Source organism: Thiobacillus sp. (genome assembly GCF_018780105.1).
In the GTDB taxonomy this organism is placed as follows: Bacteria; Pseudomonadota; Gammaproteobacteria; order Burkholderiales; family Thiobacillaceae; genus Thiobacillus.
The window spans coordinates 1-21739 of record NZ_JADMKC010000060.1 but is presented as its reverse complement, the minus strand read 5'-3'; the positions used below and the strand labels follow the sequence as shown (position 1 = coordinate 21739).

Below are 21739 nucleotides of genomic sequence, written 5' to 3'. Positions count from 1 at the left end.
GATGGGTGCGGGAAGTCATTGATTGCCTGCCTTTCCTGCCAGCGCTTCGCAAATATCGGCGACGCGTGCGGTCGCATCGGGTTTGGCCAGTGCGCGCGCCTTGCCGGCCATCGCCGCCAGCTGGCCGCGATCCAGCCCGGCGATCAGCGCGGCCAGCTTCTCTGCAGTCAGATCCTTTTGCTGGATCAGCCAGGCGGCGCCGGCTTCGGAAAGGAATTCGGCGTTGCCGGTCTGGTGGTCGTCCACCGCGAAGGGGAAGGGCACCAGCACGGCGGGCACGCCAGCGCAGGCCAGCTCGGCTACCGTCATCGCGCCGGCGCGGCAGATGGCGAAATCACAGGCGCGGTATTCGGCGGCCATGTCTTCGATGTAGTCGCGCACGTCGGCTTCGACGCCGGCGGCAGCGTAATTCGCGCGCAGGATGTCGAGGTGTTGGCGGCCGGATTGGTGCACGACGGCCGGGCGCTGGTCAGCGGGAAGCAGTGCCAGCGCTTTGGGCACCAGATCGTTCAGCGCCTGCGCGCCCAGGCTGCCGCCGACCACCAGCAGCCGCAGCGCGCCGCTACGCGCTGTGTCGGTTCCTGCCGTGATGTCTGTACGCTGTTCGTTGGCCAGAGCGAAGACTTCGCTCCGTACTGGGTTGCCCACCCACTCGGTCGTCACGCGGCGGCAGGGAATCGGCTTGTCGTGGGCATGGGTGAACACCTTGGGGAAGGCGGTCAGCACGCGCTCGGCCAGACACGCCAGCACGCGGTTGGTCAGCCCACCGACCGAATTCTGTTCGTGGATCACCAGCGGCTTGCTCAGCAGGCTCGCCATCATGCCGCCGGGAAACGCGGTGTAGCCGCCCATGCCGAGCACCACGTCGGGTCGGCGCTGCACGATCGCGCGCAGGCTTTGCCAGAACGCGAGCAACAGCGTGGCGGGCAGCAGCAATTTCTTCAGCCAGCCCTTGCCGCGCACGCCGCCCATCGATACCCACACCATGTCGATGCCGGCAGCCGGCACCACGCGTGCTTCGAGGCCGTTTTTGGTGCCGAGCCAGAATACGTCCCAGCCGCGCGCGCGCAGTGCATCGGCCACCGCCAGCGCGGGGTAGACGTGGCCGCCGGTACCGCCGGCCATCACCATCAGGGTACGGTTCGCGGCGGCCATCAGAAGGTTTTCCCCCGCATCGTCAGTCGATTTGGGCGCGCGTCGCGCACGTTCGTTCCCTCGCCCCTTGTGGGAGAGGGGTAGGGAGAGGGGAGATGATGCGAGGACGACCGAATCAGCATCAGAAGGTTTTCCCCCGCATCATCTGCCGGTTTTCCCAGTCGATGCGCAACAGCACGGCCACCGCCAGGCAGTTGGCGAGAATGCCGCTGCCGCCGAACGACAGGAAAGGCAGGGTCAATCCCTTGGTCGGCAACAGGCCGACGTTCACGCCCATGTTGATCAGCGATTGCACGCCGATCCAGATGGCGATGCCTTGCGCCACCAGCGCGTTGAAATTGCGCTCCAGCTGTGCGGCGCGCAGGCCGATCAGGAAGGCTTTCACGATCAGCCAGGCGAACAGGCCGACCACCACGAGCACGCCGATGAAGCCGAATTCTTCGGCAATCACGGCGAGCAGGAAGTCGGTGTGCGCTTCCGGCAGATAGAACAGTTTTTCGATGCTGCCGCCGAGGCCGAGGCCGAGCCACTCGCCGCGACCGAAGGCGATCAGCGCGTGCGACAGCTGGTAGCCCGCGCCGTAGGGGTCTTCGAACGGGCCTTTGAGGAAGGTCTGCAGGCGCTGCAGGCGGTACGCGGACGAGAAGATCAGCGCGGCAAAGCCGATCACCAGCATGACGATGAGGCCGGCGAACACTTTCCAGTTCAGCCCGCCGAGGAACAGGATGCCCATGGCGATCGCCACGATCACCACGAAAGCGCCAAAATCCGGCTCGGACAGCAGCAGCAGCCCAGTCATCAGCATCACCCCAGCCATCGGCAAAAAGCCTTTCTTGAGGTCGTGCATGAACGCCGCCTTGCGCGTGGTGTAGTCGGCGGCGTACAGCACGGCGAGCAGCTTCATCAGTTCGGAAGGCTGCAGGTTGGCAAAGCCGAGCGGGATCCAGCGGCGGCTGCCCTTGACCTCGTGGCCGATGCCGGGGATCAGCACCACCACCAGCAACAGCAGGCCGAGCAGGAACAGGTAAGGCGCGATCTGCTGCCATATCCGCATCGGGATCTGGAATGCGCTGATGCCGACCGCCACGCCGGCGGCGATGAAAATGCCCTGCCGCATCAAATAGTATTCGCCGTTGTGGCCGGTGTAGCGGGCCGCTTCGGCAATCGCGATCGAGGCCGAATAAATCATCACCCAGCCCAGCGCCAGCAGGCCGAGCGTCAGCCACAGCAGGCTGAAATCGAGCTCGGCACTGGGTTTGGGCGCGCGCGCGGTGTAGAGCATCAGCCCGCACTCCTTTGCGCAGCGAGTTTGTGCACCGCCTGGACGAACACTTCGGCGCGGTGCGCGTAATTGCGGAACATGTCGAAACTGGCGCAGGCGGGCGACAGCAGCACCGCGTCGCCGGCCAGGGCGAGGCGCTGCGATTGCTCGACCGCGTCGGGCAGGCTGGCTGCCGGGTAGGTCGGGATATTGCAGCCCTCGATTGCGGCTGCGATCAGCGGTGCATCGCGGCCGATTAGCAGCACCGCGCGCGCGTTGGCTTCGACGGCGGCCTTGAGCGGGCTGAAGTCCTGGCCCTTGCCGTCGCCGCCGAGGATGACCACGGCACGGCGGGTACCCAGGCCGTACAGCGCGGCCTCGGTGGCGCCGACGTTGGTGCCCTTGGAGTCGTCGTAATAGGTGACGCCATCGATTTCGGCAACCTGTTCGACCCGGTGCGGCAGTCCCTTGAAGTGGGCCAGTCCGCGCAGCAGGGTCGCCATCGGCAAATCCAGCGTGCGGGTCAGCGCCAGCGCGGCCAGCGCATTGGCAACATTGTGCAGGCCGTGGACCTGCAGCGCGGACATCGGCATCAGCATGTCGCCGCCCAGACACAGCTCGTCCTCGCACAGGCCGAAATTTTCATCGTGCGGGCAGCGGTCTAGGCCAAAGCTGATGACATGGCGCCCAGGCAGCGCCATCGCCAGCGTCAGGTCATCGTCGCGGTTCAGCACCTGAATGCCGTTGCCGCTGAAGATTCGCGCCTTGGCCTCGGCGTAGGCGGCGAGGCCGTCATAGCGATCCATGTGGTCCTCGCTGACGTTGAGCACGGTCGCGGCGGTGGCGTTGAGGTTGGAGGTGGTTTCGAGCTGGAAGCTGGAGAGCTCCAGCACCCACACCTCGGGTGCCGTGGCGTAGCCGGTTTCCACTTCGAACAGGGCGTCGAGCACTGGCAGGCCGATGTTGCCGGCGACGCAGGTCGCCAGTCCGGCGATGCGGCACATCTCGCCGCACATGGCGGTGACTGTGCTTTTGCCGTTGCTGCCGGTAATCGCGAGCAGCCGCATCGGCGCAGCCGGCTCGGGGGCGGCTGCGCGCACGGCGTTGATGGCTGCGAGCGCGCGGGCGAACAGTTCGACGTCGCCCACCACTTCCACTCCAGCGGCGATGGCCGCGGCCACGGCCGGATCAGTCAGCGGCACGCCGGGGCTGACCACCAGCAGTTCGGCCGCCTGCAGCTGGGCCGGGTCGAACGCGCCGGTGGTGAGCGGCACGCCGGGCGCCAGTTCGGCCAGCCGCGCAGCCTGCGGCGGCGCGGCGCGGCTGTCAGCCACGCTGACCCGCGCGCCGCGCGCCTGCAACCAGCGCGCACATGACAGGCCAGTGTCGCCGAGGCCGAGCACCAGGACGTTTTTACCGGAGAGATTCAGGCTGTCGTAGTTCATCTGAGTTTCAGGCTCGCCAGGCCGATCAGCACCAGCATCATTGAAATAATCCAGAAGCGGACCACCACCTGCGTCTCCTTCCAGCCCTTGAGTTCGTAGTGGTGGTGCATCGGCGCCATCAGGAACACCCGCTTGCCGCGCGTCTTGAACGAGGCGACCTGGATCATCACCGACAGGGTTTCCATGACGAACACGCCGCACATGATGAACAGCACGATTTCCTGCCGCACGATCACGGCCACCACACCGAGCGCCGCGCCGAGCGCCAGCGCGCCGACGTCGCCCATGAAGACTTCGGCCGGGTAGGCGTTGAACCACAGGAAGGCCAGCCCCGCTCCCGCCATCGCGGCGCAAAAGATCGCCAGTTCGCCCGCGCCGGGTACATGCGGCACGCCGAGGTATTTGGAGAACACCGCGTTGCCGGCGACGTAGGCGAAGATCGCCAGCGCCGAGGCGACCATCACCGTCGGCAGGATCGCCAGGCCGTCGAGGCCGTCGGTGAGGTTGACCGCGTTGCTGGAGCCGACGATGACGAAGTACACCAGGGCGATGAAGGCCACGGCCGACAGGCTCAGCGTGGCGTGCTTGAGGAAGGGAATGATCAGCTCGGTGTGAGCCGGCAGGCTGGCGGTCTGCCACAGGTAGGCGGCAACGGCCAGGCCGATGACCGACTGCCAGAAATACTTCCAGCGCGAGGGCAGGCCGCGCGAGTTCTTCTCCACCACCTTGCGCCAGTCGTCAATCCAGCCGATGACGCCAAAGCCGATCAGCGTGGCGAGCGCCACCCATACGTAGTCGTTCGACAGATCCGCCCACAGCAGGGTGGTGATGGCGACCGACATCAGGATCAGCACGCCGCCCATGGTCGGGGTGCCGGCTTTCACCAGATGCGTCTGCGGGCCGTCGTTGCGCACTGACTGGCCGATTTTCAGCGCAGTGAGTTTGCGGATCACCGCCGGGCCAAGGATGAAGGAAATCGTCAGCGCGGTGAGCATCGCCATCACCGCGCGCAGCGTCAGGTAATTGAAGACGTTGAAGGCGCGGATGTCCTGGCCCAGATATTGAAACAGCCACAAGAGCATGTCAGGGAGTCTCCATAAAGCTGTTGACCACGCGTTCCATCTGCATGAAGCGCGAGCCCTTCACCAGCACGGTCGTGTCGGGTGTCAGGGCGTTTTCGAGTTCGGCGAGCAGTTCCTGGATGCGCTCGAAATGCATCGCGCCGGCGCCGAATGCGCCGACGGTTTCGCGGCTCAGCTCGCCCAGTGCCAGCAGGCGGTCGACGCCGGCGGCACGCGCGGCGAGCCCGATCTGCGCGTGCATCGCGGCGGCGTCTTCGCCCAGTTCGCCCATGTCGCCCAGTACCAGCAGTTTCTTGCCGGGTTGTTGTGCCAGCACCGCCAGCGCGGCTTTCACCGAATCGGGGTTGGCGTTGTAGGTGTCGTCGATGAAGGTGCTGCCGTGCAGCGCGGGCTTGCGCTGCAGGCGTCCCTTGACGCCGGTAAAGCCGGACAGGCCGGTGACGATGCTGCGGTGGCAGACGTCGAGTGCGCAGGCGGTGGCGGAAGCCGCGAGCGCGTTCATCACGTTGTGGAGGCCGGGCACCTGCAAGTCGATCTCACAGTGGCCGCTCGGCAGGGTGACGCTGAGCGTCGAGCCGAATGCGGTGGGTGTGAACGTCGCGTGCACCTTGGCCGACGGGTCGAGACCGAAGTCGATGATTGGGCGCTGCGCGTTCTGCTCGCGCCACAGGTGGGCGTGGGCATCGTCGGCGTTGAAGATCGCAATACCCGTCTCGGCGAGCCCGTTGAAAATCTCGCCCTTGGCACGCGCGATGTTCTCCACCGAGCCGAGAAACCCGATATGCGCCGTCAGCGCATTGATGACCACGGCGATATCGGGCCGTGCCAGGCGGGTCAGATAGTCGATCTCGCCGCTGTGGTTCATGCCCATTTCCAGCACGGCGTAGCGATGCGACTCGCGCAGGCGCAGCAGCATCAGCGGCAGGCCGATGTCGTTGTTCAGATTGCCCTCGGTGGCGAGCACCGCATCATCCGCACCGGCTTCGATGCGCAGGATGGCTGCCAGCATTTCCTTCACCGTGGTCTTGCCGTTGCTGCCGGTGATGCCGATGACAGGCAGACTGAAGCGCTGGCGCCAGGCGGCAGCCAGCGTGCCGAGCGCGAGACGGGTGTCGGCCACGCGCAGGGCGGAGGGGAGGTCGGGCGCCTGGCGGGCGTCCAGCACCACGCCGGCCGCGCCCTGTTGCAACGCCTTGGCGGCGTACGCGCCGCCGTCGAATTTGTCGCCGCGCAGGGCGAAGAACAGGTCGCCCGGCTGGATCGTGCGGCTGTCGGTGGAAATGCGCAGCACCTCGGCATCGGCGCCGCTGAAGGGCACGCCGAGCATGGCGGCAGCGTCGGAAAGACGCATCATCGGCGCGCTCATGTCCACGCCTCCAATGCCTTTCTGGCGACCAGCACGTCTGAAAACGGCAACCGTTCGCCGGCGACTTCCTGATAGTCCTCGTGGCCTTTGCCCGCGATCAATACGACATCGCCCTGACGTGCCTGGCCGATGGCCTCGAAAATGGCGCGGGCGCGATCGGGTTCGACATGCGGCTTGCCGCTGACGCCCGCAAGAATGTCGTCGATGATGCGGCGCGGATCTTCGTTGCGCGGGTTGTCGCTGGTGATCCAGACCGCGTCGGCGCCTTCTGCCGCCGCGCGCCCCATCAGCGGCCGCTTGCCGCTGTCGCGGTTGCCGCCGCAGCCGAAAACGCAGATCAGGCGGCCGCCGCTGACGATTTCGCGCAGCGTCGCCAGTACCTTTTCCAGCGCGTCCGGCGTGTGCGCGTAGTCGACCACGACCAGCGGATGCGCCTCGCCGCCCAGTGTTTGCATGCGCCCCGGCGGCGGCTGGATGTGGGCCAGGGCCTGGCAGGCCGCGTCCAGTTTGACCTCCGACACCAGCAGGGTGGTCAGTACAGCAAGCAGATTGGCGGCGTTGAAGCGGCCCAGCAGTGGCGCGGCCAGATCGGCGCCGCCCCAGTCGGTGCGCACGCGCAGTTGCAGGCCGTTTTGCGACAGGCGCAGGCTTTCGCCGATCACCGCGCCGCGCTGGAAGCCGTAACCCGCCACCCGGACGGAGCGGAGGGATTGTTCGAGGCGCTGGCCGAAGGCGTCGTCCAGATTGAGCACCACCGTGTCGAGTCCCGGCCAGTCGAACAGTTGCGCCTTGGCGGCGGCATAACTGTCCATGTCGCCGTGGTAGTCGAGATGGTCGCGCGACAGGTTGGTCAGCACCGCGACATTGAATGACGTGCCGTTGACGCGTCCCTGCACCAGGCCGTGCGACGACACTTCCATCGCGCACGCGGTCGCGCCCTGCTGGCGGTAATACGCCAGCCGCTGCTGCAGCTCGATGGCGTCGGGCGTGGTGTTGAGTGCCGGCGTCAGCGCGCCGGGGAAACCGTTGCCGGCGGTGCCGACGATGGCAGTTTTGCGATCAAGCCGGGCAAACGCTTGCGCCAGCCAATGCGCCACAGAGGTTTTGCCGTTGGTGCCGGTGATGCCGACCATGTGCAGTGCACGCGACGGCTCGCCATAGATATGCGCGGCAATCTCGCCGATGCGGGTTTTGAGATCGAGTACGCCGGCGTTGGGTGTCGGTAGTGCGGGGTCCCACAGAAAATGGTCGGCCTCCCACAGCACGCCATCGACGCGCCGCGCCACCGCCTGCGGAATGAAGTTGCGGCCATCGCGCGATTCGCCGGGATACGCCGCGAACACGACACCCGGCGCAGTTTTGCGGCTGTCGTTGACGAGTTCGGTCGGCGCAATACCGAGGCGCTTCAGGATATGCGTCACCGACTCGTGCGGGCGCGGCGCGGCGGACGTGGGCTTGCGCTGGGCTCTGGGCATTACACCCCCTTGCCCGCAGCCATCGGCAGCGGCGGCGTGTTGTGCGTCATCTGGGTCGCCGTCTCCGGCGCGTCGGGCGGCAGGGCGAGCTGGCGCAGGCTGGCCGCCATCACCTGGGCGAACACCGGACCGGCCACGCTGCCGCCGTAGTACGCGCCGCCGGAGGGCTCGTCGATCACCACGCCGATGATGAGGCGTGGGTTGGACGCGGGCGCCATGCCGATGAACGAGGCCAGATAGCGGTCGGCGGCGTAGCGGCCGTTGACCAGCTTGTGTGCGGTGCCGGTCTTGCCCGCCACGCGGTAGCCGGGCACGCGGGTGCGGGTACCGGTGCCGCCTTCTTGCGTCACGGTTTCCATCATGGCGCGCACCTCGCGCGCCACGCTGGGGGAAAACACGCGTTCGCCTACCACTTCCTGCGGCTCGCGCTTGAGGAAGGACAGCGGCATCACCTCGCCGTCATTGGCAAACGCCATATAAGCGCGCGTCAATTGCAGCAGGCTGACCGACAGGCCGTAGCCATAGGCCATGGTGGCGTGCTCGACCGGCCGCCAGGTGGCGGGGTCGCGCAGGCGTCCCGACGACTCGCCGGGGAAACCCGAGCCGGGTTTTTCGCCGAAGCCGGAACGGTGCAGCACTTCCCAGAATTGCTGCGGGGTGAGCGACATTGCCATTTTCACGGCGCCGACGTTGCTCGATTTCTGGATGATTTCGCTCACGCTCATGCGCGGATGCGGGTGTTCGTCGCGCACCAGCTTGGTCCCCACGCGCCAGGTTTGCGGCGTGTCGAGCACGCTGTCGGGATGGAACAGGCCGCGCTCCAGCACGGCTGCCGCGACAAAGGGCTTCACCGTGGAGCCGGGCTCGAAGGTGTCGATCACCGCGCGGTTGCGCATCGGCTCGGGCTTGTAGTTGCGGCGGTTGTTCGGGTTGAAGTTCGGCTGGTTGGCCAGTGCGAGGATCTCGCCGGTCTTGGCGTCGAGCACCACCACGCTGCCGCCCTTGGCCTTGTTCAGCTTGATCGCGGCGGCGAGTTCGCGGTGCGCCAGATACTGGATCTTGAGGTCGAGCGACAGGGCGAGGTTGCCGCCCATCTGCGCCGTCTTGATCGGCGCGAGGTCGCGGATGATGTTGCCGCGGCGGTCGCGCACGATCTGGCGTTCGCCTTCGCGGCCGACCAGCCAGGTTTGATACGCGCGCTCGACGCCTTCCTGCCCGACGTCGTCCACATTGGTGAAGCCGACCACGTGGGCGGCGACTTCGCCGGCCGGGTAGTAGCGGCGGAATTCGCGCCGCAGATAGAGACCGGGTACGCCCATGGCGGCGATATCGAGTGCCTGCTCCGGTGTGACCGGGCGGCGCACACCGAATTCGCCGCGACCCTTGCGCTTGAGTTTTTTGCCGAGTTCGGCCTCCGGCATGTCCAGCACCTTGGCCAGGTGCGCCTGCTGCCCGGCGGTCAGCTTGAGTTCGGACGGGCGCGCCCACAGCGATTCGACCGGCGTGCTGATCGCCAGCAACTGGCCGTAGCGATCGGACACCTGGCCGCGATGGGTGGGCAGGGTGAGGTTGCGGTTGGAGATCGCATCGCCCTTACCTTGCAGGTAATCGGTATTGAGCCCCTGCAGATAGAACGCGCGGCCCGCCACCAGCACCAGTCCGCCGATCAGCAGGCCGCCCACCGTCGCCATGCGCCAGGGCGCCAGCTTGAGATCGAGCAACTGATTCGAGCGGGCGTGACGGGTTTTGAAGCTCACGGCGTCACCCCCCGGATTTCCGCCGGCACAGTTTCAACGTGGATGCGTTCCTGCGGCGGCGGCACCAGTCCGATGCGGCTGCGAGCGAGCGTGTCCACCCGTGCCGGATTGGCCCAGGTGCTTTGCTCCAGTTGCAGTTGTCCCCATTGCTCGTCGAGGAGACGCGCTTCTTTTTTCAAACGTTCCAGACCCACAAAATACGTACGCGAGCGATGCTGTGCCTGTATCACCGCCAGCGCGCACACGATCAACACCAGTGCCAGGACGATGTTGAGCCGGCTCATGTCGTTTCGCTCACACGCTCGGCCACCCGCAGCACGGCGCTGCGCGCGCGCGGATTCGCGGCCAGTTCGGCATCGCTCGCATGCTGGGCACGCCCGAGCAGTTTGAGGCGACCGGGTTTCAGCATCGCAGCCGGAATCGGCAAGCGGCGCGGCGCCTGTTCACCCAGCGCTTCGTCGCGCATGAAGCGCTTGACGATGCGGTCTTCCAGCGAATGGAAGCTGATCACCGCGAGCCGGCCGGCGGGCAGAAGGGCCTCCACGCATTGCGGCAACACGGCGCTCAACTCTTCCAGTTCGCGGTTGAGATAAATCCGTATAGCTTGAAAGCTACGCGTGGCCGGGTGCTGCCCCGGCTCGTGCCGTTTGACCGTTGCGGCGATGAGGCGCGCCAACTGCCCGGTCGTGCGGATGGCTTCGATTTGCCGCGCTGCAACAATCGCGCGCGCAATCGATTTAGCAAACCGCTCTTCCCCGTAGTTGCGGATGACTTCACAAATCTCTCCCTCTGCCGCCGTTGCCAGCCAGTCCGCTGCCGACAGCCCGCTTCCCGGATCCATGCGCATGTCGAGCGGCGCATCGAAACGAAAGCTGAATCCGCGCGTGGCGTCGTCCAGTTGCGGCGACGACACGCCTATATCCAACAAAATACCGTTCACCTGCGGCACGCCCATTTCAGCGAGCACGGTGCCCAGGCTGGAAAACGTGCGCTGCACCAGCGTCAGCCGCTTGTCCTGCATATCCGCGCCGGCGCGGATGGCGTCCGGATCGCGATCCAGCGCGATCAGGCGTCCGCCCGTCCCCAGCCGGGCGAGAATCAGGCGGCTATGACCGCCGCGCCCGAAGGTGGCGTCGACGTAGACGCCATCGGGTTGAATCGCCAGCGCCGCCACCGCCTCCTGTGCCAGCACCGGCACATGGGCGGGTTCCATCACAACGTAAAGCCTTCGAGTTCCGGCGGCAGCACGTCATCGCTGAAGGTCAGCGCCTGCGCCACCTGCGCTTCCCAACGTGCCTCGTTCCACAGTTCGACCTTGCTGCCTTGTCCTACCAACACCACGTTTTTGTCCAGGTCGGCGAATTTGCGCAGCATCGGCGGCAGCAGCACGCGGCCGGCGCTGTCCATGTCCATGTCATGTGCATAGCCCACCAGCAACTGCTTGAGGCTGCGCGTACGCGGATTGAAGTCGGACAGGCCGTTGAGCTTTTTCTCGATCGGCTCCCATTCGGGCAGGGGGTAGAGCAGCAGGCACTGGCTGGGGTCGGCCGTGATCACCACGCGACCGCCACCATTCACCAGGAGGGCGTCGCGATAGCGTGCCGGCACCACAAGCCGGCTCTTGCTATCCAGACTGACTGTTGCGACCCCCCGAAACATGCGCTCTCCGTATTTGATTGGTTTGTGCTCGGCAGGGGGATTTTCTCCCACATCCACCCACTAATCACCACTGGCACCCACTATAGGGGATAGTTTTGGGGAGGTCAAGACGACGAACGTAAAAAAACCCCTATGCCTCAATGACTTAGGGGTGGTTCGTGGCTGTGGATAAGTTTCTGGAAAAACCGTCGCTTAGCAGGTGATTTTGCCTAAAATTTTAGGAAAAATCGCTAAGCCATTGAATTAAATAAAAAGTGGAAAAGTCGGTCGATAAGCCGGGTTCTGTCGTGGACAACCATTCCTCTAGGCGGGTCATTACTGGCCCGCTCCAGCCACCTACCCGCAGACTCAGCGAGCCGCTTCATCGCCTGCCTATTTGGTGTTGCTCCGGATGGAGGTTACCGCGTTTCACCGTAACTGAATACGCTCGTCTCTGTGGCCCTATTCCTCGCCTTGGCCGCCATGTCTTGCAACATGACGGTTGCTGCGTCTGGCCGTTAGCCAGCATCCTGCTCTGTGGAGCCCGGACTTTCCTCCCCCATCTGCATGGCGGCGGTTGTCTGACCGGCTTTTCCACGCACAGTATAACTTTTACTTGTATGTACCCGTAGATTTGCTAATACGACGTACCAAAGGCAGATCAATGCCATCTATCCAGGAGACCCATCATGAGAAGACGCTTGTATTTCATGGTGCCGGACGTCAGACGAGCCCGACTCATCCGCGATGAACTGTTGCTGGCCCGCATCGAAGACAACAACATCACCCTCATGGCCAAGGACGGCGTGCCGCTGACCGGCTTGCACGAAGCCTCTATCCTGCAGAAGTCCGATTTTGTTCATGGCGCTGAAACCGGCCTCGCGGTGGGCGGCGGCATTGGTATACTCGCCGGTCTGGTCGCGCTGGTGTTCCCGCCGGCCGGGGTGGATATGCAGCTGGTAACGGTGCTGGTGACCGCGCTGATTGGTGCGGCGTTCGGTGCATGGGTGTCCAGCATGGTGGCGAGTTCCATACCCAATTCACGGCTGAAAACCTTTGAGTCGGCGATTGCCGCCGGGCATGTATTGATGATGGTGGACGTGCCTTCCGGGCGCGTAAGCGAGATCAGGCAGATGATCGCTGCGCATTACCCCGAGGCCGCCAGTTCAGGTATCGAGCCGACTATTCCCGCATTTCCGTAGACGACTCCTCACGCGCGACGCAAAATCGCGCGATCCTAGGAAGCGCTGGCTAGCTTCCACCAACGGCAGACCCTAACGTCTGCCGTTTTTATTTTCAGCGCGTGCGGGATTCATACCACCCGCCACTGAATGGTTTCCCCTGCGCGCAATGGAACCAGCGCCGATTCGCCCATGTTCAGTTGCTGCGGCGCGGTCCAGCTTTCACGTTGCAGCGTGATCGTGTCGGTATGCCGCGGCAGGCCGTAGAAGTCCGCGCCATAAAAGCTGGCGAAGGCTTCCAGTTTGTCCAGCGCGCCTGCAGCGTCGAACGCCTCGGCGTAGAGTTCAATGGCGGCGTGCGCGGAATAGACGCCGGCGCAGCCGCACGCGGATTCCTTGGCGCCGAGCGCGTGTGGCGCGGAATCGGTGCCAAGGAAGAACTTTGGATTGCCGGAGATGGCAGCGGCCATCAGCGCCTGGCGATGGGTTTCGCGCTTGAGGATCGGCAGGCAATACATGTGCGGGCGGATGCCGCCCTGGAACATGGCGTTGCGGTTGTATAGCAGGTGATGCACGGTCAGCGTCGCGCCGACGGTAGCGGGCGCGGCGGCGACAAACTCAGCGGCCTGCCGGGTGGTGATGTGTTCGAGCACGATCTTCAGGCGCGGAAAGTCGCGCATCAAGTGTGTCAGGTGACGCTCGATGAATACGACTTCGCGGTCGAATACGTCGACCTCCGGGTCGGTGACTTCGCCGTGCAGCAGCAGCGGCAAGCCGGCTTCCTCCATCGCGGCAATGGCGGGGTAGGCGCGGGCCAGATCGGTGACGCCGGAATCGGAATTAGTAGTCGCGCCGGCCGGGTAGTACTTCACCGCATGAATGAACCCGCTATCTCGGGCACGGACGATTTCGTCCGGCGCGGTGTTGTCGGTGAGGTAGAGCGTCATCAGCGGTTCGAAGGTCCGGCCTGCGGGCACCGCAGCCAGCAGTCGTGCACGGTAGGCAGCGGCGAGCGCAACGCTGGTCACCGGCGGCTTGAGGTTGGGCATGGCGATGGCGCGGCCGAACACGCGTGCGGTGTCGGGCAGCACACTCGCCATCGCAGCTGCGTCGCGGAAGTGGATGTGCCAGTCGTCGGGGCGGGTAATCGTGATCGTATCGGTCATGGCGGAAGCGTTGCTTATTGAGATTCCTGGGGTTTGCGGGCGAGGGACATCTGATACAGCTCGGCCTTGGGGCGTCCGGTGATTTTGGAAGCCAGCTTGGCCGCCAGCGTGGGCGGCAGCGCATCCGCCAGCAGGTCGAGCACGCGCATCGCCTCGGCGTCGACGGCCACGGCGGCGGCGCGTGGCGGATGCACGATGACGACGAATTCGCCGCGCACATTGTTGGGGTCGGCGGCCAGCCAGGCGGCGGCGTCGGCCAGCGGCAGCGTGACGATGGCCTCGAATTTCTTGGTCAGTTCGCGCGCCAGTGTCAGCAACCGGTCGCTGTCGAGCACGGCGGCCAGATCCGCCACGGTTTCCTCGATGCGGTGCGGCGCTTCGTAAAATACCAGCGCGGCGGGCAGTGCAGCCAGCGTCAGCAGTTCGGCCCGGCGTGCGCCCGTCTTCGGCGGCAAAAACCCATGAAAAAGCCATGGAGAGGGCTCGATGCCGGCAGCCGACAGTGCGGTCACGACCGCCGACACGCCGGGAATCGGTACCACGCTGAGGCCTGCCGCGCGCACCGCCGCGACCAGCCTTGCGCCGGGGTCGGATACCGCGGGGGTGCCGGCGTCGGACACGTAAGCCACGGCCTCGCCCGCCACGATCCAGGCGATCACTTTTTCGGCCGCCTCGCGTTCATTGTGTTCGCGGATCGACACCAGCGGCTTGGAGATATCGAAATGCGCCAGCAGTTGCCCCGACACGCGGGTGTCTTCGGCGGCCACGCGATCCACTGCTTTCAGGGTGTCGAGCGCACGTAGGGTGATGTCGCCGAGGTTGCCGATCGGCGTGGCGACGACGTAAAGCGCGGCGGGCAGGCGGTTATGATGCGGGCTGTCTTTCATCCTTCTCATTGTCGCAGATGTTGAAATCCCTGCTCGGGCAAACCGCCGAAGCGCGCGCCGAAGCCTTCCTGGTCAAACAGGGACTGGCACCTGTTGCGCGCAACTGGCGCTGCCGTTTTGGCGAGATCGACCTCATCATGCAGGACGGCGCGACGCGGGTGTTTGTCGAGGTGCGCCTGCGCAGTCGCAGTGATTTCGGCGGCGCCGCCGCCAGCGTGACGCTGGCCAAGCAACGCAAGCTCCTGGCCGCCGCTCGCCAGTATCTGAGCGGACTGCAGACGCTTCCGCCGTGCCGTTTCGACGTGGTCGCGCTCGACGGCAGCAGTGCGCCGGACTGGATCAAAAACGCGTTCGACGATGTGGCTTAGCGCGAAGGTGGGATAATTCCGCTATGCCTTTACACGACAGAATTCTGGGCCACTTCCAGGCCTCGGCCCAAACCCTGCTCGACGCGGCTGAGGCGCTGGCCCCGTCCATCGAACAGGCGGCCCGCCTGATGGTGCACAGCCTCACGCAGGGCGGCAAGATCATGGCCTGCGGCAACGGCGGGGCCGCGGCAGACGCGCAGCGCTTTGTCGCCCAGATGGTGCACCGCTTCGAACAGGAACGTCCCGGTCTGGCCGCGATTGCGCTGACCACCGACAGTTCGACCCTGACCTCGATCGCCAACGACACCGCCTACGATCAGGTGTTTGCCCGCCAGGTCAAGGTGCTCGGGCAGCCGGGCGACATCCTGCTGGCGATCTCCACCAGCGGCCATTCCCCCAGCGTGCTGCAGGCGGTGGTCGCGGCGCATGCACGCAACGTCCATGTGATTGCGCTGTCCGGCCGCAGCGGCGGCAAGCTGGCGGAACATCTGATCGAAGACGACGTCTTAATTTGCGCGCCAGCCGAATCGGCAGTGCGTATCCAGGAAGTCCACCTGCTGACCATCCATTGCCTGTGCGATGCGGTGGACAGCGTTTTATTAGGAGTCGAAGAATGAACAAACTGATTTATCTGGCGCTGGCGGGTGTTGTGGTCGCGCAGTTGCAAGGCTGTGCGGCGGCAGTGGTGGGAGGCGCGGCCGTCGGCACCTCGGTCGTACTCGACCGCCGCACCACCGGCGTATACGTCAGTGACCAGGAAATCGAGCTGCAGGCGATGGATCGCCTGGGCAAGGCCTATCCATCGGCCAGCAACAGCATCTCGGCCACCAGCTACAACAAGCAGGTCTTGCTGACCGGGCAGGTACAGGACGAGGCGACCCGCAGCGATGCGGCCAGCCGGGCCAAGGCGATCCCCGACGTGCGCACCGTGTTCAACGAGTTGAGCGTCGGGCCGGTTTCCTCGTTCAGCACCGACGCGAACGACACCGCCATCACCAGCAACGTCAAGGCGCGCCTGCTCGGCAGGGACAAGGTGCCCAGCAGCACCATGAAGGTGGTCACCGAGTCGGGCGTGGTCTACCTGATGGGGCTGGTGACTCCGGCCGAGGCGAAGGAGGCCACCGACATAGCCAGCTCGTCTACCGGCGTGACCAAGGTCGTCACCCTGTTTGAGATCATCAACTGAGCGCACCTGCGCACCTTGCGCACAAACCGGCTACTGAGCGCACCCTATGATCTACCGTGACCTGCGTGATTTCATCGCGCAACTGGAAAAAATCGGCGAGCTGAAACGTATCAGCGTCGAAGTCGATCCCAAGCTGGAAATGACCGAAATCGCCGACCGCGTGCTGCGCGCCGGCGGCCCGGCGCTGCTGTTCGAAAAGCCCAAGGGCCACGGCATGCCGGTGCTGGCCAATCTGTTCGGCACGGTGAAGCGCGTGGCGCTCGGCATGGGCGAGGACGATCCGTCGCGGCTGCGCGAGGTGGGCAAGCTGCTCGCCTATCTGAAGGAGCCGGAGCCGCCCAAGGGCCTGCGCGATGCCTGGGAAAAGTGGCCGGTGCTGAAGCAGGTGCTGAACATGGCGCCGAAGGAAGTGAAGGGTGCGCCGTGCCAGGACATCGTGTGGGAGGGCGCGGACGTCGATCTGGCGCGCCTGCCGATCCAGCACTGCTGGCCGGGCGACGTCGCGCCGCTCATCACCTGGGGGCTGACGGTGACGCGCGGGCCGCACAAGAAGCGGCAGAATCTCGGCATTTATCGCCAGCAGGTGGTCGGCCGCAACAAGCTCATCATGCGCTGGCTGGCGCATCGCGGTGGCGCGCTGGATTTTCGCGAGCATCAGCTGGCGCATCCGGGCACGCCGTTTCCGCTGGCGGTCGCTCTGGGCGCCGACCCGGCCACCATTCTCGGCGCCGTGACGCCGGTGCCGGACACACTGTCGGAATACCAGTTCGCCGGCTTGCTGCGCGGCGCCAAGACCGAAGTCACGCAGTGCCTCGGCAACGACCTGCAAGTGCCGGCGTCCGCCGAGATCGTGCTGGAAGGCGTGATCCATCCGGGCGAGACCGCGCTCGAGGGGCCGTACGGCGACCACACCGGCTACTACAACGAGCAGGAAACCTTCCCCGTCTTCACCGTCGAGCGCATCACCATGCGGCGCGACCCGATCTACCACTCCACCTACACCGGCAAGCCGCCGGACGAACCCGCCATCCTGGGCGTGGCGCTGAATGAAGTGTTCGTGCCTTTGCTGCAAAAGCAGTTTCCCGAAATCACCGACTTCTATCTGCCGCCCGAAGGCTGCTCCTACCGCATGGCGGTGGTGAGCATGAAAAAGCACTACCCCGGCCACGCCAAACGCGTGATGTTCGGGGTGTGGAGCTTCCTGCGCCAGTTCATGTACACCAAGTTCATTCTGGTGACCGACGACGATGTCGACGTGCGCGACTGGAAAGAAGTGATGTGGGCGCTGACCACCCGCGTCGACCCGGCACGCGACACGCTGCTGGTGGAAAACACACCGATCGACTATCTCGATTTCGCCAGCCCGGTGTCTGGGCTCGGCAGCAAGATGGGCATCGACGCCACCAACAAGTGGCCGGGCGAAACCAGCCGCGAATGGGGCACGCCGATCGTGATGGACGCGGCGGTCAAGGCGCGTGTCGATGCGATGTGGGGTGAGCTCGGTTTGTAAGATGGAAATCCAGGCCATCGAGTGGACCAACCAGATTACTGAAGACACTTCGACCTGAGTGCAGTGCCTACCTTTGCGAGCCAACCCATGCGCCATTCACGATTTGTCCTGAGCCTCCTGTCCGCCACGCTGCTGCTGACTGTTCCCGGCTACGCTGCGGCGCTTGCCGCGCTCGACCGCATCGACGGCAGCGTGAGCACCCGCGAGCCGGTCGCGCTTCCGGCTGACGCCACCCTGACAGTCGAACTGCTGGATGTCTCGAAAGCCGAGGCGCCAGCCGGACGGCTGGCGCGGCTGAGCCTGTCTGGCGGGGGGCGACAGCTGCCGTTGCCGTTCGAATTGCCTTACTACCGGGCCGACGCCCAGCCGGGCCATCGTTACAGCGTGCGCGCCACCCTGACCAGCAGCGGCGGCGCGCTGCTCTACACCACTACCCGGCACGTGGCCGTGCTCACGCAGGGCGCGGGCAAGCAGGTGCAACTGGAACTGCAGCAGGTCCAGCCCCGGACGGCCGCCACGCTCGAAAACACTTACTGGAAGCTGACGGCCATCGGCGCGCTGCCGGTACAGGTGCAGGCGAACGAGCGCGAAGCTTACCTGCTGTTGCTCGACGGCCGCGTCAGCGGCAGCAGCGGCTGCAACAAACTGATGGGCACTTACACGCATCAATCGCCCAATGGACTGCGCATCGGCCCATTGGCGAGTACGCGCATGGCGTGTCTGCCCGCGCTGGCCGATCAGGAAACGGCGCTTACCGTGGCATTGGCGCGCGCCACCGGCTACCGGATCGACGGCAACGCGCTCGACCTGATGGCAGGCGATGCCGTGCTGGCGCGCTTCGAGGCGCGCTACTTCAAATAGGCCGTTTGATCGTAAGTGTCGGCCGCCCAATAAAAAATCCGGCATGGCCGGATTTTTTATTGGGCGCTTGCAAGCCTCATTCTTTCTTCGCCACGACAGGCAAACCGGCCTCTTTCCATTCCGGGAACCCGCCGCGGAACCAGTACACGTTTTTCCAGCCGCCTTGAATCGCCATCAGGGCGGACTTGTAGCTTTTCCAGCAGATGGTGCCGTCGCAGTACATCATGAACGGCGTGTTTTTATCCTTTGGTAATTTGTTCAGCGCGAACTGATCGTCAGCCGGGTCGAAGCCTACTTCCTTGGCGCTGGCCTCCTTGTAGGGGACGGAAATCGCACCGGGCATATGGGCGGTATCGAATTCTTCGGCCACCCGCACGTCGTAAATGGCCATGCCTTTTGCCGCCAGCATCTTGGCTTCGGCCGCCGAAATGACCTTGGCGCCCGGCAGGCTGGTCGGGGTGGTATTCAACATCGAGGCCACGCCCTTGAAATCGGCCTTGGTTGCAGCGACCAGGGTCAGGTTGAGGCTGCTGCTGTTTTTCAACGCGGCGGCCAGCTTTTGCTGCGCGGCGGGAGGAACCGTTTCAGTCTGCACGCTGAAGGCACGCAGCGGCACCGGGGTACTGGTGAATACGATGCGCCCGCCGTTGGCGGCAGCCCAGGTTTTGGCTTCTTCGGCCGAGGCCACGGCGAGGTCGTAGCGTCCCAGTTTCAGGCCAAACAGCGGCGCTTCGGGCATGCGGTGAAACTTGATTTCTGCGAAGTCGCTCTTGGACAGACCGCGGCTGTTGATCTCCCCGCGTGCCATCCCGCCCATCAGCGACTCGTAGTCGGGAATCCCGAGGCGGGCCTGCGATTTGGCCGTCAAGCCGCCTTTGTAGGCAGGGGCGGCCACAAACGAGACGGCCGTCACTGCACTGGATTTGAGTATGGGTTCGAAATTGAACTTGCTGATATTGGCAATCACCTGCGGTGGGCCGAACACCAGATCGACCGAGCCGCTTTTGGCATCCTTGATGGCCGAAAAGCCGCGCGTGTAATAGTGCATCTCGACGGGCTGGCCAAGTGCCCGTTCGATATCGCTTTCAAGCGCGCGATAGCGCTTGGTGATGATGGGGTCGGTCATGGCCTCGTTTTGATCCAGCACCACGCCGAGAGTCAGTGGCTCTGCCTGGATAGAGCTTGCAGCCAGCAGCAAAGGCAAAATGGCAAAACGCAACATGATCATCTCCATAAGTTGTCAGCTGCATAACGACTGGCCGGGGCCAAAAGTTTAGCCGTTGCCTTGACACGCTGATTCGGCCTGTCCGCTTGCATCATGAATGGATGCGCATCCCGGTCGCAATGGCGATGCCCGGTTTAGGCGGGGGCGTCCTGCAACCACGCCTGCAGCGTGTCGCGCAACTGGCTTTCCTGCACCGGCATGCATAGGGCTGCGTCTATTCGCAGACGTGCGCGTACAGTGTCGAGCACGGCCTGATGTGCCGGTTCGTAAAACACCAGAATGCGGGTGCAAGGTGTACTTTGCACCGCGGCCAGAACGGATTCGAGATTGGAGAGACGGTCGCGAAAATCGGTTTGATGATAAAAATCCGCGACGATGACGGCAGGCGGATTTTTGCGCACCAGGCTGATGGCCTTGCGCTCCGACCATTCGGCGATGACGTTGAAGCCGACTTCCTGATACAACTTTTTGTAACCCGCCGTGCCGATAAAGGCATTGATCATGAGCAGGCTGGGGGGCGTGCTCATGCAGCAGCTTTTTTGGCAGCAGGTTTTTTAGCGGCAGTTTTAGCCGCAGTTTTTTTGGCGGCCGGTTTCTTCACTGCAGCTTTTTTGGCAGCAGGTTTCGGGGTTTCGTCAGTATCGGCGGTCTTGGCTTTCTTCGCAGCAGGTTTGGCGGCTGCCTTTTTCGCCGGTTTCTTGGCGGGGCCTTTGGCTTCGCGTGCGGCCAGCAGCGATAGCGCCTCTTCCATCGTGACTTCTTCCGGCGTGATGTCCTTCGGCAGGGTGGCGTTGGTGCTGCCGTGCTTGACGTAGGGGCCGTAGCGACCGCTACGCACCGTGATGTCCTTGCCGTCGTCCGGGTGCGGGCCGAGCGTTTTCAGAACCGCGGCGGAATCGGCGCCACGTGGGGCGCGTTCCATCACCAGCACTTCGAGCGCACGCGGCAGGTCGATTTCGTAGACGCTGTCGGTCTTGGGGATCGACTTGAACTTGCCGTCGTGCAGCAGATAGGGGCCGAAGCGGCCATTGTTGGCAATGATCGGCAAGCCGGTGGTCGGGTGATGGCCTACTTCGCGCGGCAGCGACAGAAATTTCAGCGCCAGTTCCAGCGTCGCCTGATCGAGCGGAATCTCCTTCGGCCACGACGCACGGCGCGGCTTCGGCGCCTTCTTGTCTTCCGGCATTTCGCCGATCTGCACGTAGGGGCCGAAACGGCCGGACAGCAGTTTCACGTCGAGGCCGCTGGCCGGATCCTGACCCAGGATATTGTCGCCCTCGGCAGTGGCGGCGTGCAGCGGGCGCGTGTAATCGCACTCGGGGTAGCCGGAGCAGCCGATGAACAGCCCGCGCTTGCTCGCCTGCATGAACAGCGGCTTGCTGCACTTGGGGCAGGGTTCCATGATCGGGCAGCCGCGCTCGACGTCCTGCTTGGCTTTCAGTTCGCCGTCAAAGCCTTTCCAGAACTCGCCCAGCAGCTGCGACCACACGCGAGTGCCGTTCGACACATCGTCGAGCTTGTCTTCCAGCTTGGCGGTGAAGTCGTAATCGACGTAATGGGTGAAATGGCGGGTCAGAAAGCAGTTGACCAGGCGGCCGATGTCGGTCGGCTGGAAGCGCTTTTTCTCCAGCACCACGTAGTCGCGGTCCTGCAGGGTGGAAATGATGCTGGCGTAGGTCGATGGGCGGCCGATGCCGTGTTCTTCCAGCACTTTCACCAGGCTGGCCTCGGTGTAGCGCGGCGGTGGCTGGGTGAAGTGCTGTTCGCCGTAGAGCTTGTCGACCGGCAGGGTTTCGCCCTCGACCAGCGCGGGCAACTTGGATTCGCCTTCCTCTTCCTCGTCATCCTGATACACCGCCAGAAAGCCGGCAAAGGCCAGGGTCTGGCCGGTGGCGCGGAAGGTGCCTTCGCCCACGGTGATGTCGGCGGCGACGGTGTCGAACTGCGCGGGCGTCATCTGGCAGGCGACGGTGCGCTTCCAGATCAGTTCGTAGAGCCGCGCCTGATCGTGCGTCAGGAACTGCTTCACCGATTCTGGTGTGCGCGTCACTGAAGTCGGCCGCACGGCTTCGTGCGCTTCCTGCGCGTTCTTGGTTTTCGCCTTGTAGCTGAGCGCGGTCGGCGGCAGGAATTCCTTGTCGAAGTTGGCGCCCACATACTTGCGGATGTCGGTGAT

At 64.5% G+C, this 21739-nt stretch carries 21 protein-coding genes and 1 other RNA gene; 6 read left to right on the top strand and 16 right to left on the bottom strand.

Annotated elements, in window-relative coordinates; translation table 11 throughout:
- Positions 1 to 15: 15 nt before the first annotated feature.
- The 11 genes from murG to rnpB all read right to left on the bottom strand — a co-directional run bounded on the left by murG (position 16) and on the right by rnpB (position 11772).
- Positions 16 to 1155, bottom strand: a complete 1140-nt coding sequence (gene murG, locus IV098_RS15945) for an undecaprenyldiphospho-muramoylpentapeptide beta-N-acetylglucosaminyltransferase (RefSeq protein ID WP_296890864.1) — start codon at positions 1153 to 1155, stop codon at positions 16 to 18.
- Positions 1156 to 1276: 121 nt separating this feature from the next.
- The gene (gene ftsW, locus IV098_RS15940; RefSeq protein ID WP_296890861.1) at positions 1277 to 2437 is read right to left on the bottom strand and encodes a putative lipid II flippase FtsW; all 1161 of its coding nucleotides are present in this window, start codon (positions 2435 to 2437) and stop codon (positions 1277 to 1279) included.
- On the bottom strand, positions 2437 to 3861 hold the full coding sequence (murD, locus tag IV098_RS15935; protein ID WP_296890859.1) for a UDP-N-acetylmuramoyl-L-alanine--D-glutamate ligase: 1425 nt from the start codon (positions 3859 to 3861) through the stop codon (positions 2437 to 2439). The genes ftsW and murD overlap by 1 nt, the downstream gene beginning before the upstream one ends.
- Positions 3858 to 4943, bottom strand: coding sequence for a phospho-N-acetylmuramoyl-pentapeptide-transferase (gene mraY / locus IV098_RS15930; protein ID WP_296890857.1), 1086 nt, complete (start codon positions 4941 to 4943; stop codon positions 3858 to 3860). The genes murD and mraY overlap by 4 nt, the downstream gene beginning before the upstream one ends.
- 1 nt (position 4944) lies before the next feature.
- Entirely contained in the window at positions 4945 to 6309 is a 1365-nt protein-coding gene (gene murF / locus IV098_RS15925; protein ID WP_296890855.1) for a UDP-N-acetylmuramoyl-tripeptide--D-alanyl-D-alanine ligase, read from the bottom strand.
- Positions 6306 to 7784: a UDP-N-acetylmuramoyl-L-alanyl-D-glutamate--2,6-diaminopimelate ligase gene (locus tag IV098_RS15920; protein ID WP_296890853.1), complete on the bottom strand. Its 1479-nt coding sequence runs from the start codon at positions 7782 to 7784 to the stop codon at positions 6306 to 6308. The genes murF and IV098_RS15920 overlap by 4 nt, the downstream gene beginning before the upstream one ends.
- The gene (locus IV098_RS15915) at positions 7784 to 9541 is read right to left on the bottom strand and encodes a peptidoglycan D,D-transpeptidase FtsI family protein (RefSeq protein ID WP_367114194.1); all 1758 of its coding nucleotides are present in this window, start codon (positions 9539 to 9541) and stop codon (positions 7784 to 7786) included. Before IV098_RS15915 ends, IV098_RS15920 begins: the two co-directional genes overlap by 1 nt.
- Positions 9538 to 9825 carry a cell division protein FtsL gene (gene ftsL, locus IV098_RS15910; RefSeq protein ID WP_296890851.1) on the bottom strand — a complete coding sequence of 96 codons (288 nt, stop codon included), beginning with the start codon at positions 9823 to 9825 and terminating at the stop codon, positions 9538 to 9540. The genes IV098_RS15915 and ftsL overlap by 4 nt, the downstream gene beginning before the upstream one ends.
- Positions 9822 to 10754 carry a 16S rRNA (cytosine(1402)-N(4))-methyltransferase RsmH gene (gene rsmH, locus IV098_RS15905; protein WP_296890849.1) on the bottom strand — a complete coding sequence of 311 codons (933 nt, stop codon included), beginning with the start codon at positions 10752 to 10754 and terminating at the stop codon, positions 9822 to 9824. Before rsmH ends, ftsL begins: the two co-directional genes overlap by 4 nt.
- Positions 10754 to 11200: a division/cell wall cluster transcriptional repressor MraZ gene (mraZ, locus tag IV098_RS15900; RefSeq protein ID WP_296890847.1), complete on the bottom strand. Its 447-nt coding sequence runs from the start codon at positions 11198 to 11200 to the stop codon at positions 10754 to 10756. Before mraZ ends, rsmH begins: the two co-directional genes overlap by 1 nt.
- Before the next feature lie 255 nt (positions 11201 to 11455).
- Positions 11456 to 11772: RNase P RNA component class A (gene rnpB / locus IV098_RS15895), an RNA gene on the bottom strand.
- A 96-nt stretch (positions 11773 to 11868) separates the two neighbouring features.
- Between rnpB and IV098_RS15890 the strand changes: the two genes are divergently transcribed.
- Positions 11869 to 12381, top strand: coding sequence for a DUF1269 domain-containing protein (locus IV098_RS15890; protein WP_296890845.1), 513 nt, complete (start codon positions 11869 to 11871; stop codon positions 12379 to 12381).
- Positions 12382 to 12491: 110 nt separating this feature from the next.
- Here IV098_RS15890 and pyrC read toward each other — a convergent pair whose 3' ends face one another.
- Both pyrC and rsmI read right to left on the bottom strand, forming a co-directional pair.
- The gene (gene pyrC / locus IV098_RS15885; protein ID WP_296890843.1) at positions 12492 to 13526 is read right to left on the bottom strand and encodes a dihydroorotase; all 1035 of its coding nucleotides are present in this window, start codon (positions 13524 to 13526) and stop codon (positions 12492 to 12494) included.
- Between the two features lie 14 nt (positions 13527 to 13540).
- Complete coding sequence (gene rsmI / locus IV098_RS15880) at positions 13541 to 14413, bottom strand: 16S rRNA (cytidine(1402)-2'-O)-methyltransferase (protein ID WP_296890841.1); 873 nt, start codon at positions 14411 to 14413, stop codon at positions 13541 to 13543.
- Between the two features lie 17 nt (positions 14414 to 14430).
- Here rsmI and IV098_RS15875 point away from each other — a divergent pair, with 17 nt between their 5' ends.
- The 5 genes from IV098_RS15875 to IV098_RS15855 all read left to right on the top strand — a co-directional run bounded on the left by IV098_RS15875 (position 14431) and on the right by IV098_RS15855 (position 18338).
- Entirely contained in the window at positions 14431 to 14781 is a 351-nt protein-coding gene (locus tag IV098_RS15875; protein ID WP_296890839.1) for a YraN family protein, read from the top strand.
- Positions 14782 to 14804: 23 nt separating this feature from the next.
- Positions 14805 to 15398, top strand: a complete 594-nt coding sequence (locus IV098_RS15870; protein ID WP_296890837.1) for a phosphoheptose isomerase — start codon at positions 14805 to 14807, stop codon at positions 15396 to 15398.
- Positions 15395 to 15967: a BON domain-containing protein gene (locus tag IV098_RS15865; protein ID WP_296890835.1), complete on the top strand. Its 573-nt coding sequence runs from the start codon at positions 15395 to 15397 to the stop codon at positions 15965 to 15967. Before IV098_RS15870 ends, IV098_RS15865 begins: the two co-directional genes overlap by 4 nt.
- A 46-nt stretch (positions 15968 to 16013) precedes the next feature.
- A complete protein-coding gene (gene ubiD, locus IV098_RS15860) occupies positions 16014 to 17477 on the top strand; it encodes a 4-hydroxy-3-polyprenylbenzoate decarboxylase (RefSeq protein WP_296890833.1) in 1464 nt (487 codons plus the stop codon).
- 87 nt (positions 17478 to 17564) lie between these two features.
- On the top strand, positions 17565 to 18338 hold the full coding sequence (locus tag IV098_RS15855; protein ID WP_296890831.1) for a YbaY family lipoprotein: 774 nt from the start codon (positions 17565 to 17567) through the stop codon (positions 18336 to 18338).
- A 76-nt stretch (positions 18339 to 18414) separates the two neighbouring features.
- Here IV098_RS15855 and IV098_RS15850 read toward each other — a convergent pair whose 3' ends face one another.
- From IV098_RS15850 to IV098_RS15840, 3 genes are all read right to left on the bottom strand, one after another.
- Positions 18415 to 19560: a rhodanese-like domain-containing protein gene (locus IV098_RS15850; protein ID WP_296890829.1), complete on the bottom strand. Its 1146-nt coding sequence runs from the start codon at positions 19558 to 19560 to the stop codon at positions 18415 to 18417.
- A 137-nt stretch (positions 19561 to 19697) separates the two neighbouring features.
- Positions 19698 to 20090 carry a hypothetical protein gene (locus IV098_RS15845; protein ID WP_296890826.1) on the bottom strand — a complete coding sequence of 131 codons (393 nt, stop codon included), beginning with the start codon at positions 20088 to 20090 and terminating at the stop codon, positions 19698 to 19700.
- On the bottom strand, positions 20087 to 21739 hold a 1653-nt coding region (locus IV098_RS15840; protein WP_296890824.1), incomplete at its 5' end, for a DNA topoisomerase. The genes IV098_RS15845 and IV098_RS15840, both read right to left, overlap by 4 nt.

Excerpts from the sequence above, each read along its gene's own strand:
- murG (WP_296890864.1), bottom strand. The coding sequence starts at position 1,155 with ATGGCCGCCGCGAACCGTACCCTGATGGTGATGGCCGGCGGTACCGGC.
- ftsW (WP_296890861.1), bottom strand. The coding sequence starts at position 2,437 with ATGCTCTACACCGCGCGCGCGCCCAAACCCAGTGCCGAGCTCGATTTC.
- murD (WP_296890859.1), bottom strand. The coding sequence starts at position 3,861 with ATGAACTACGACAGCCTGAATCTCTCCGGTAAAAACGTCCTGGTGCTC.
- mraY (WP_296890857.1), bottom strand. The coding sequence starts at position 4,943 with ATGCTCTTGTGGCTGTTTCAATATCTGGGCCAGGACATCCGCGCCTTC.
- murF (WP_296890855.1), bottom strand. The coding sequence starts at position 6,309 with ATGAGCGCGCCGATGATGCGTCTTTCCGACGCTGCCGCCATGCTCGGC.
- IV098_RS15920 (WP_296890853.1), bottom strand. The coding sequence starts at position 7,784 with ATGCCCAGAGCCCAGCGCAAGCCCACGTCCGCCGCGCCGCGCCCGCAC.
- ftsL (WP_296890851.1), bottom strand. The coding sequence starts at position 9,825 with ATGAGCCGGCTCAACATCGTCCTGGCACTGGTGTTGATCGTGTGCGCG.
- rsmH (WP_296890849.1), bottom strand. The coding sequence starts at position 10,754 with ATGGAACCCGCCCATGTGCCGGTGCTGGCACAGGAGGCGGTGGCGGCG.
- mraZ (WP_296890847.1), bottom strand. The coding sequence starts at position 11,200 with ATGTTTCGGGGGGTCGCAACAGTCAGTCTGGATAGCAAGAGCCGGCTT.
- IV098_RS15890 (WP_296890845.1), top strand. The coding sequence starts at position 11,869 with ATGAGAAGACGCTTGTATTTCATGGTGCCGGACGTCAGACGAGCCCGA.
- pyrC (WP_296890843.1), bottom strand. The coding sequence starts at position 13,526 with ATGACCGATACGATCACGATTACCCGCCCCGACGACTGGCACATCCAC.
- rsmI (WP_296890841.1), bottom strand. The coding sequence starts at position 14,413 with ATGAAAGACAGCCCGCATCATAACCGCCTGCCCGCCGCGCTTTACGTC.
- IV098_RS15875 (WP_296890839.1), top strand. The coding sequence starts at position 14,431 with ATGTTGAAATCCCTGCTCGGGCAAACCGCCGAAGCGCGCGCCGAAGCC.
- IV098_RS15870 (WP_296890837.1), top strand. The coding sequence starts at position 14,805 with ATGCCTTTACACGACAGAATTCTGGGCCACTTCCAGGCCTCGGCCCAA.
- IV098_RS15865 (WP_296890835.1), top strand. The coding sequence starts at position 15,395 with ATGAACAAACTGATTTATCTGGCGCTGGCGGGTGTTGTGGTCGCGCAG.
- ubiD (WP_296890833.1), top strand. The coding sequence starts at position 16,014 with ATGATCTACCGTGACCTGCGTGATTTCATCGCGCAACTGGAAAAAATC.
- IV098_RS15855 (WP_296890831.1), top strand. The coding sequence starts at position 17,565 with ATGCGCCATTCACGATTTGTCCTGAGCCTCCTGTCCGCCACGCTGCTG.
- IV098_RS15850 (WP_296890829.1), bottom strand. The coding sequence starts at position 19,560 with ATGTTGCGTTTTGCCATTTTGCCTTTGCTGCTGGCTGCAAGCTCTATC.
- IV098_RS15845 (WP_296890826.1), bottom strand. The coding sequence starts at position 20,090 with ATGAGCACGCCCCCCAGCCTGCTCATGATCAATGCCTTTATCGGCACG.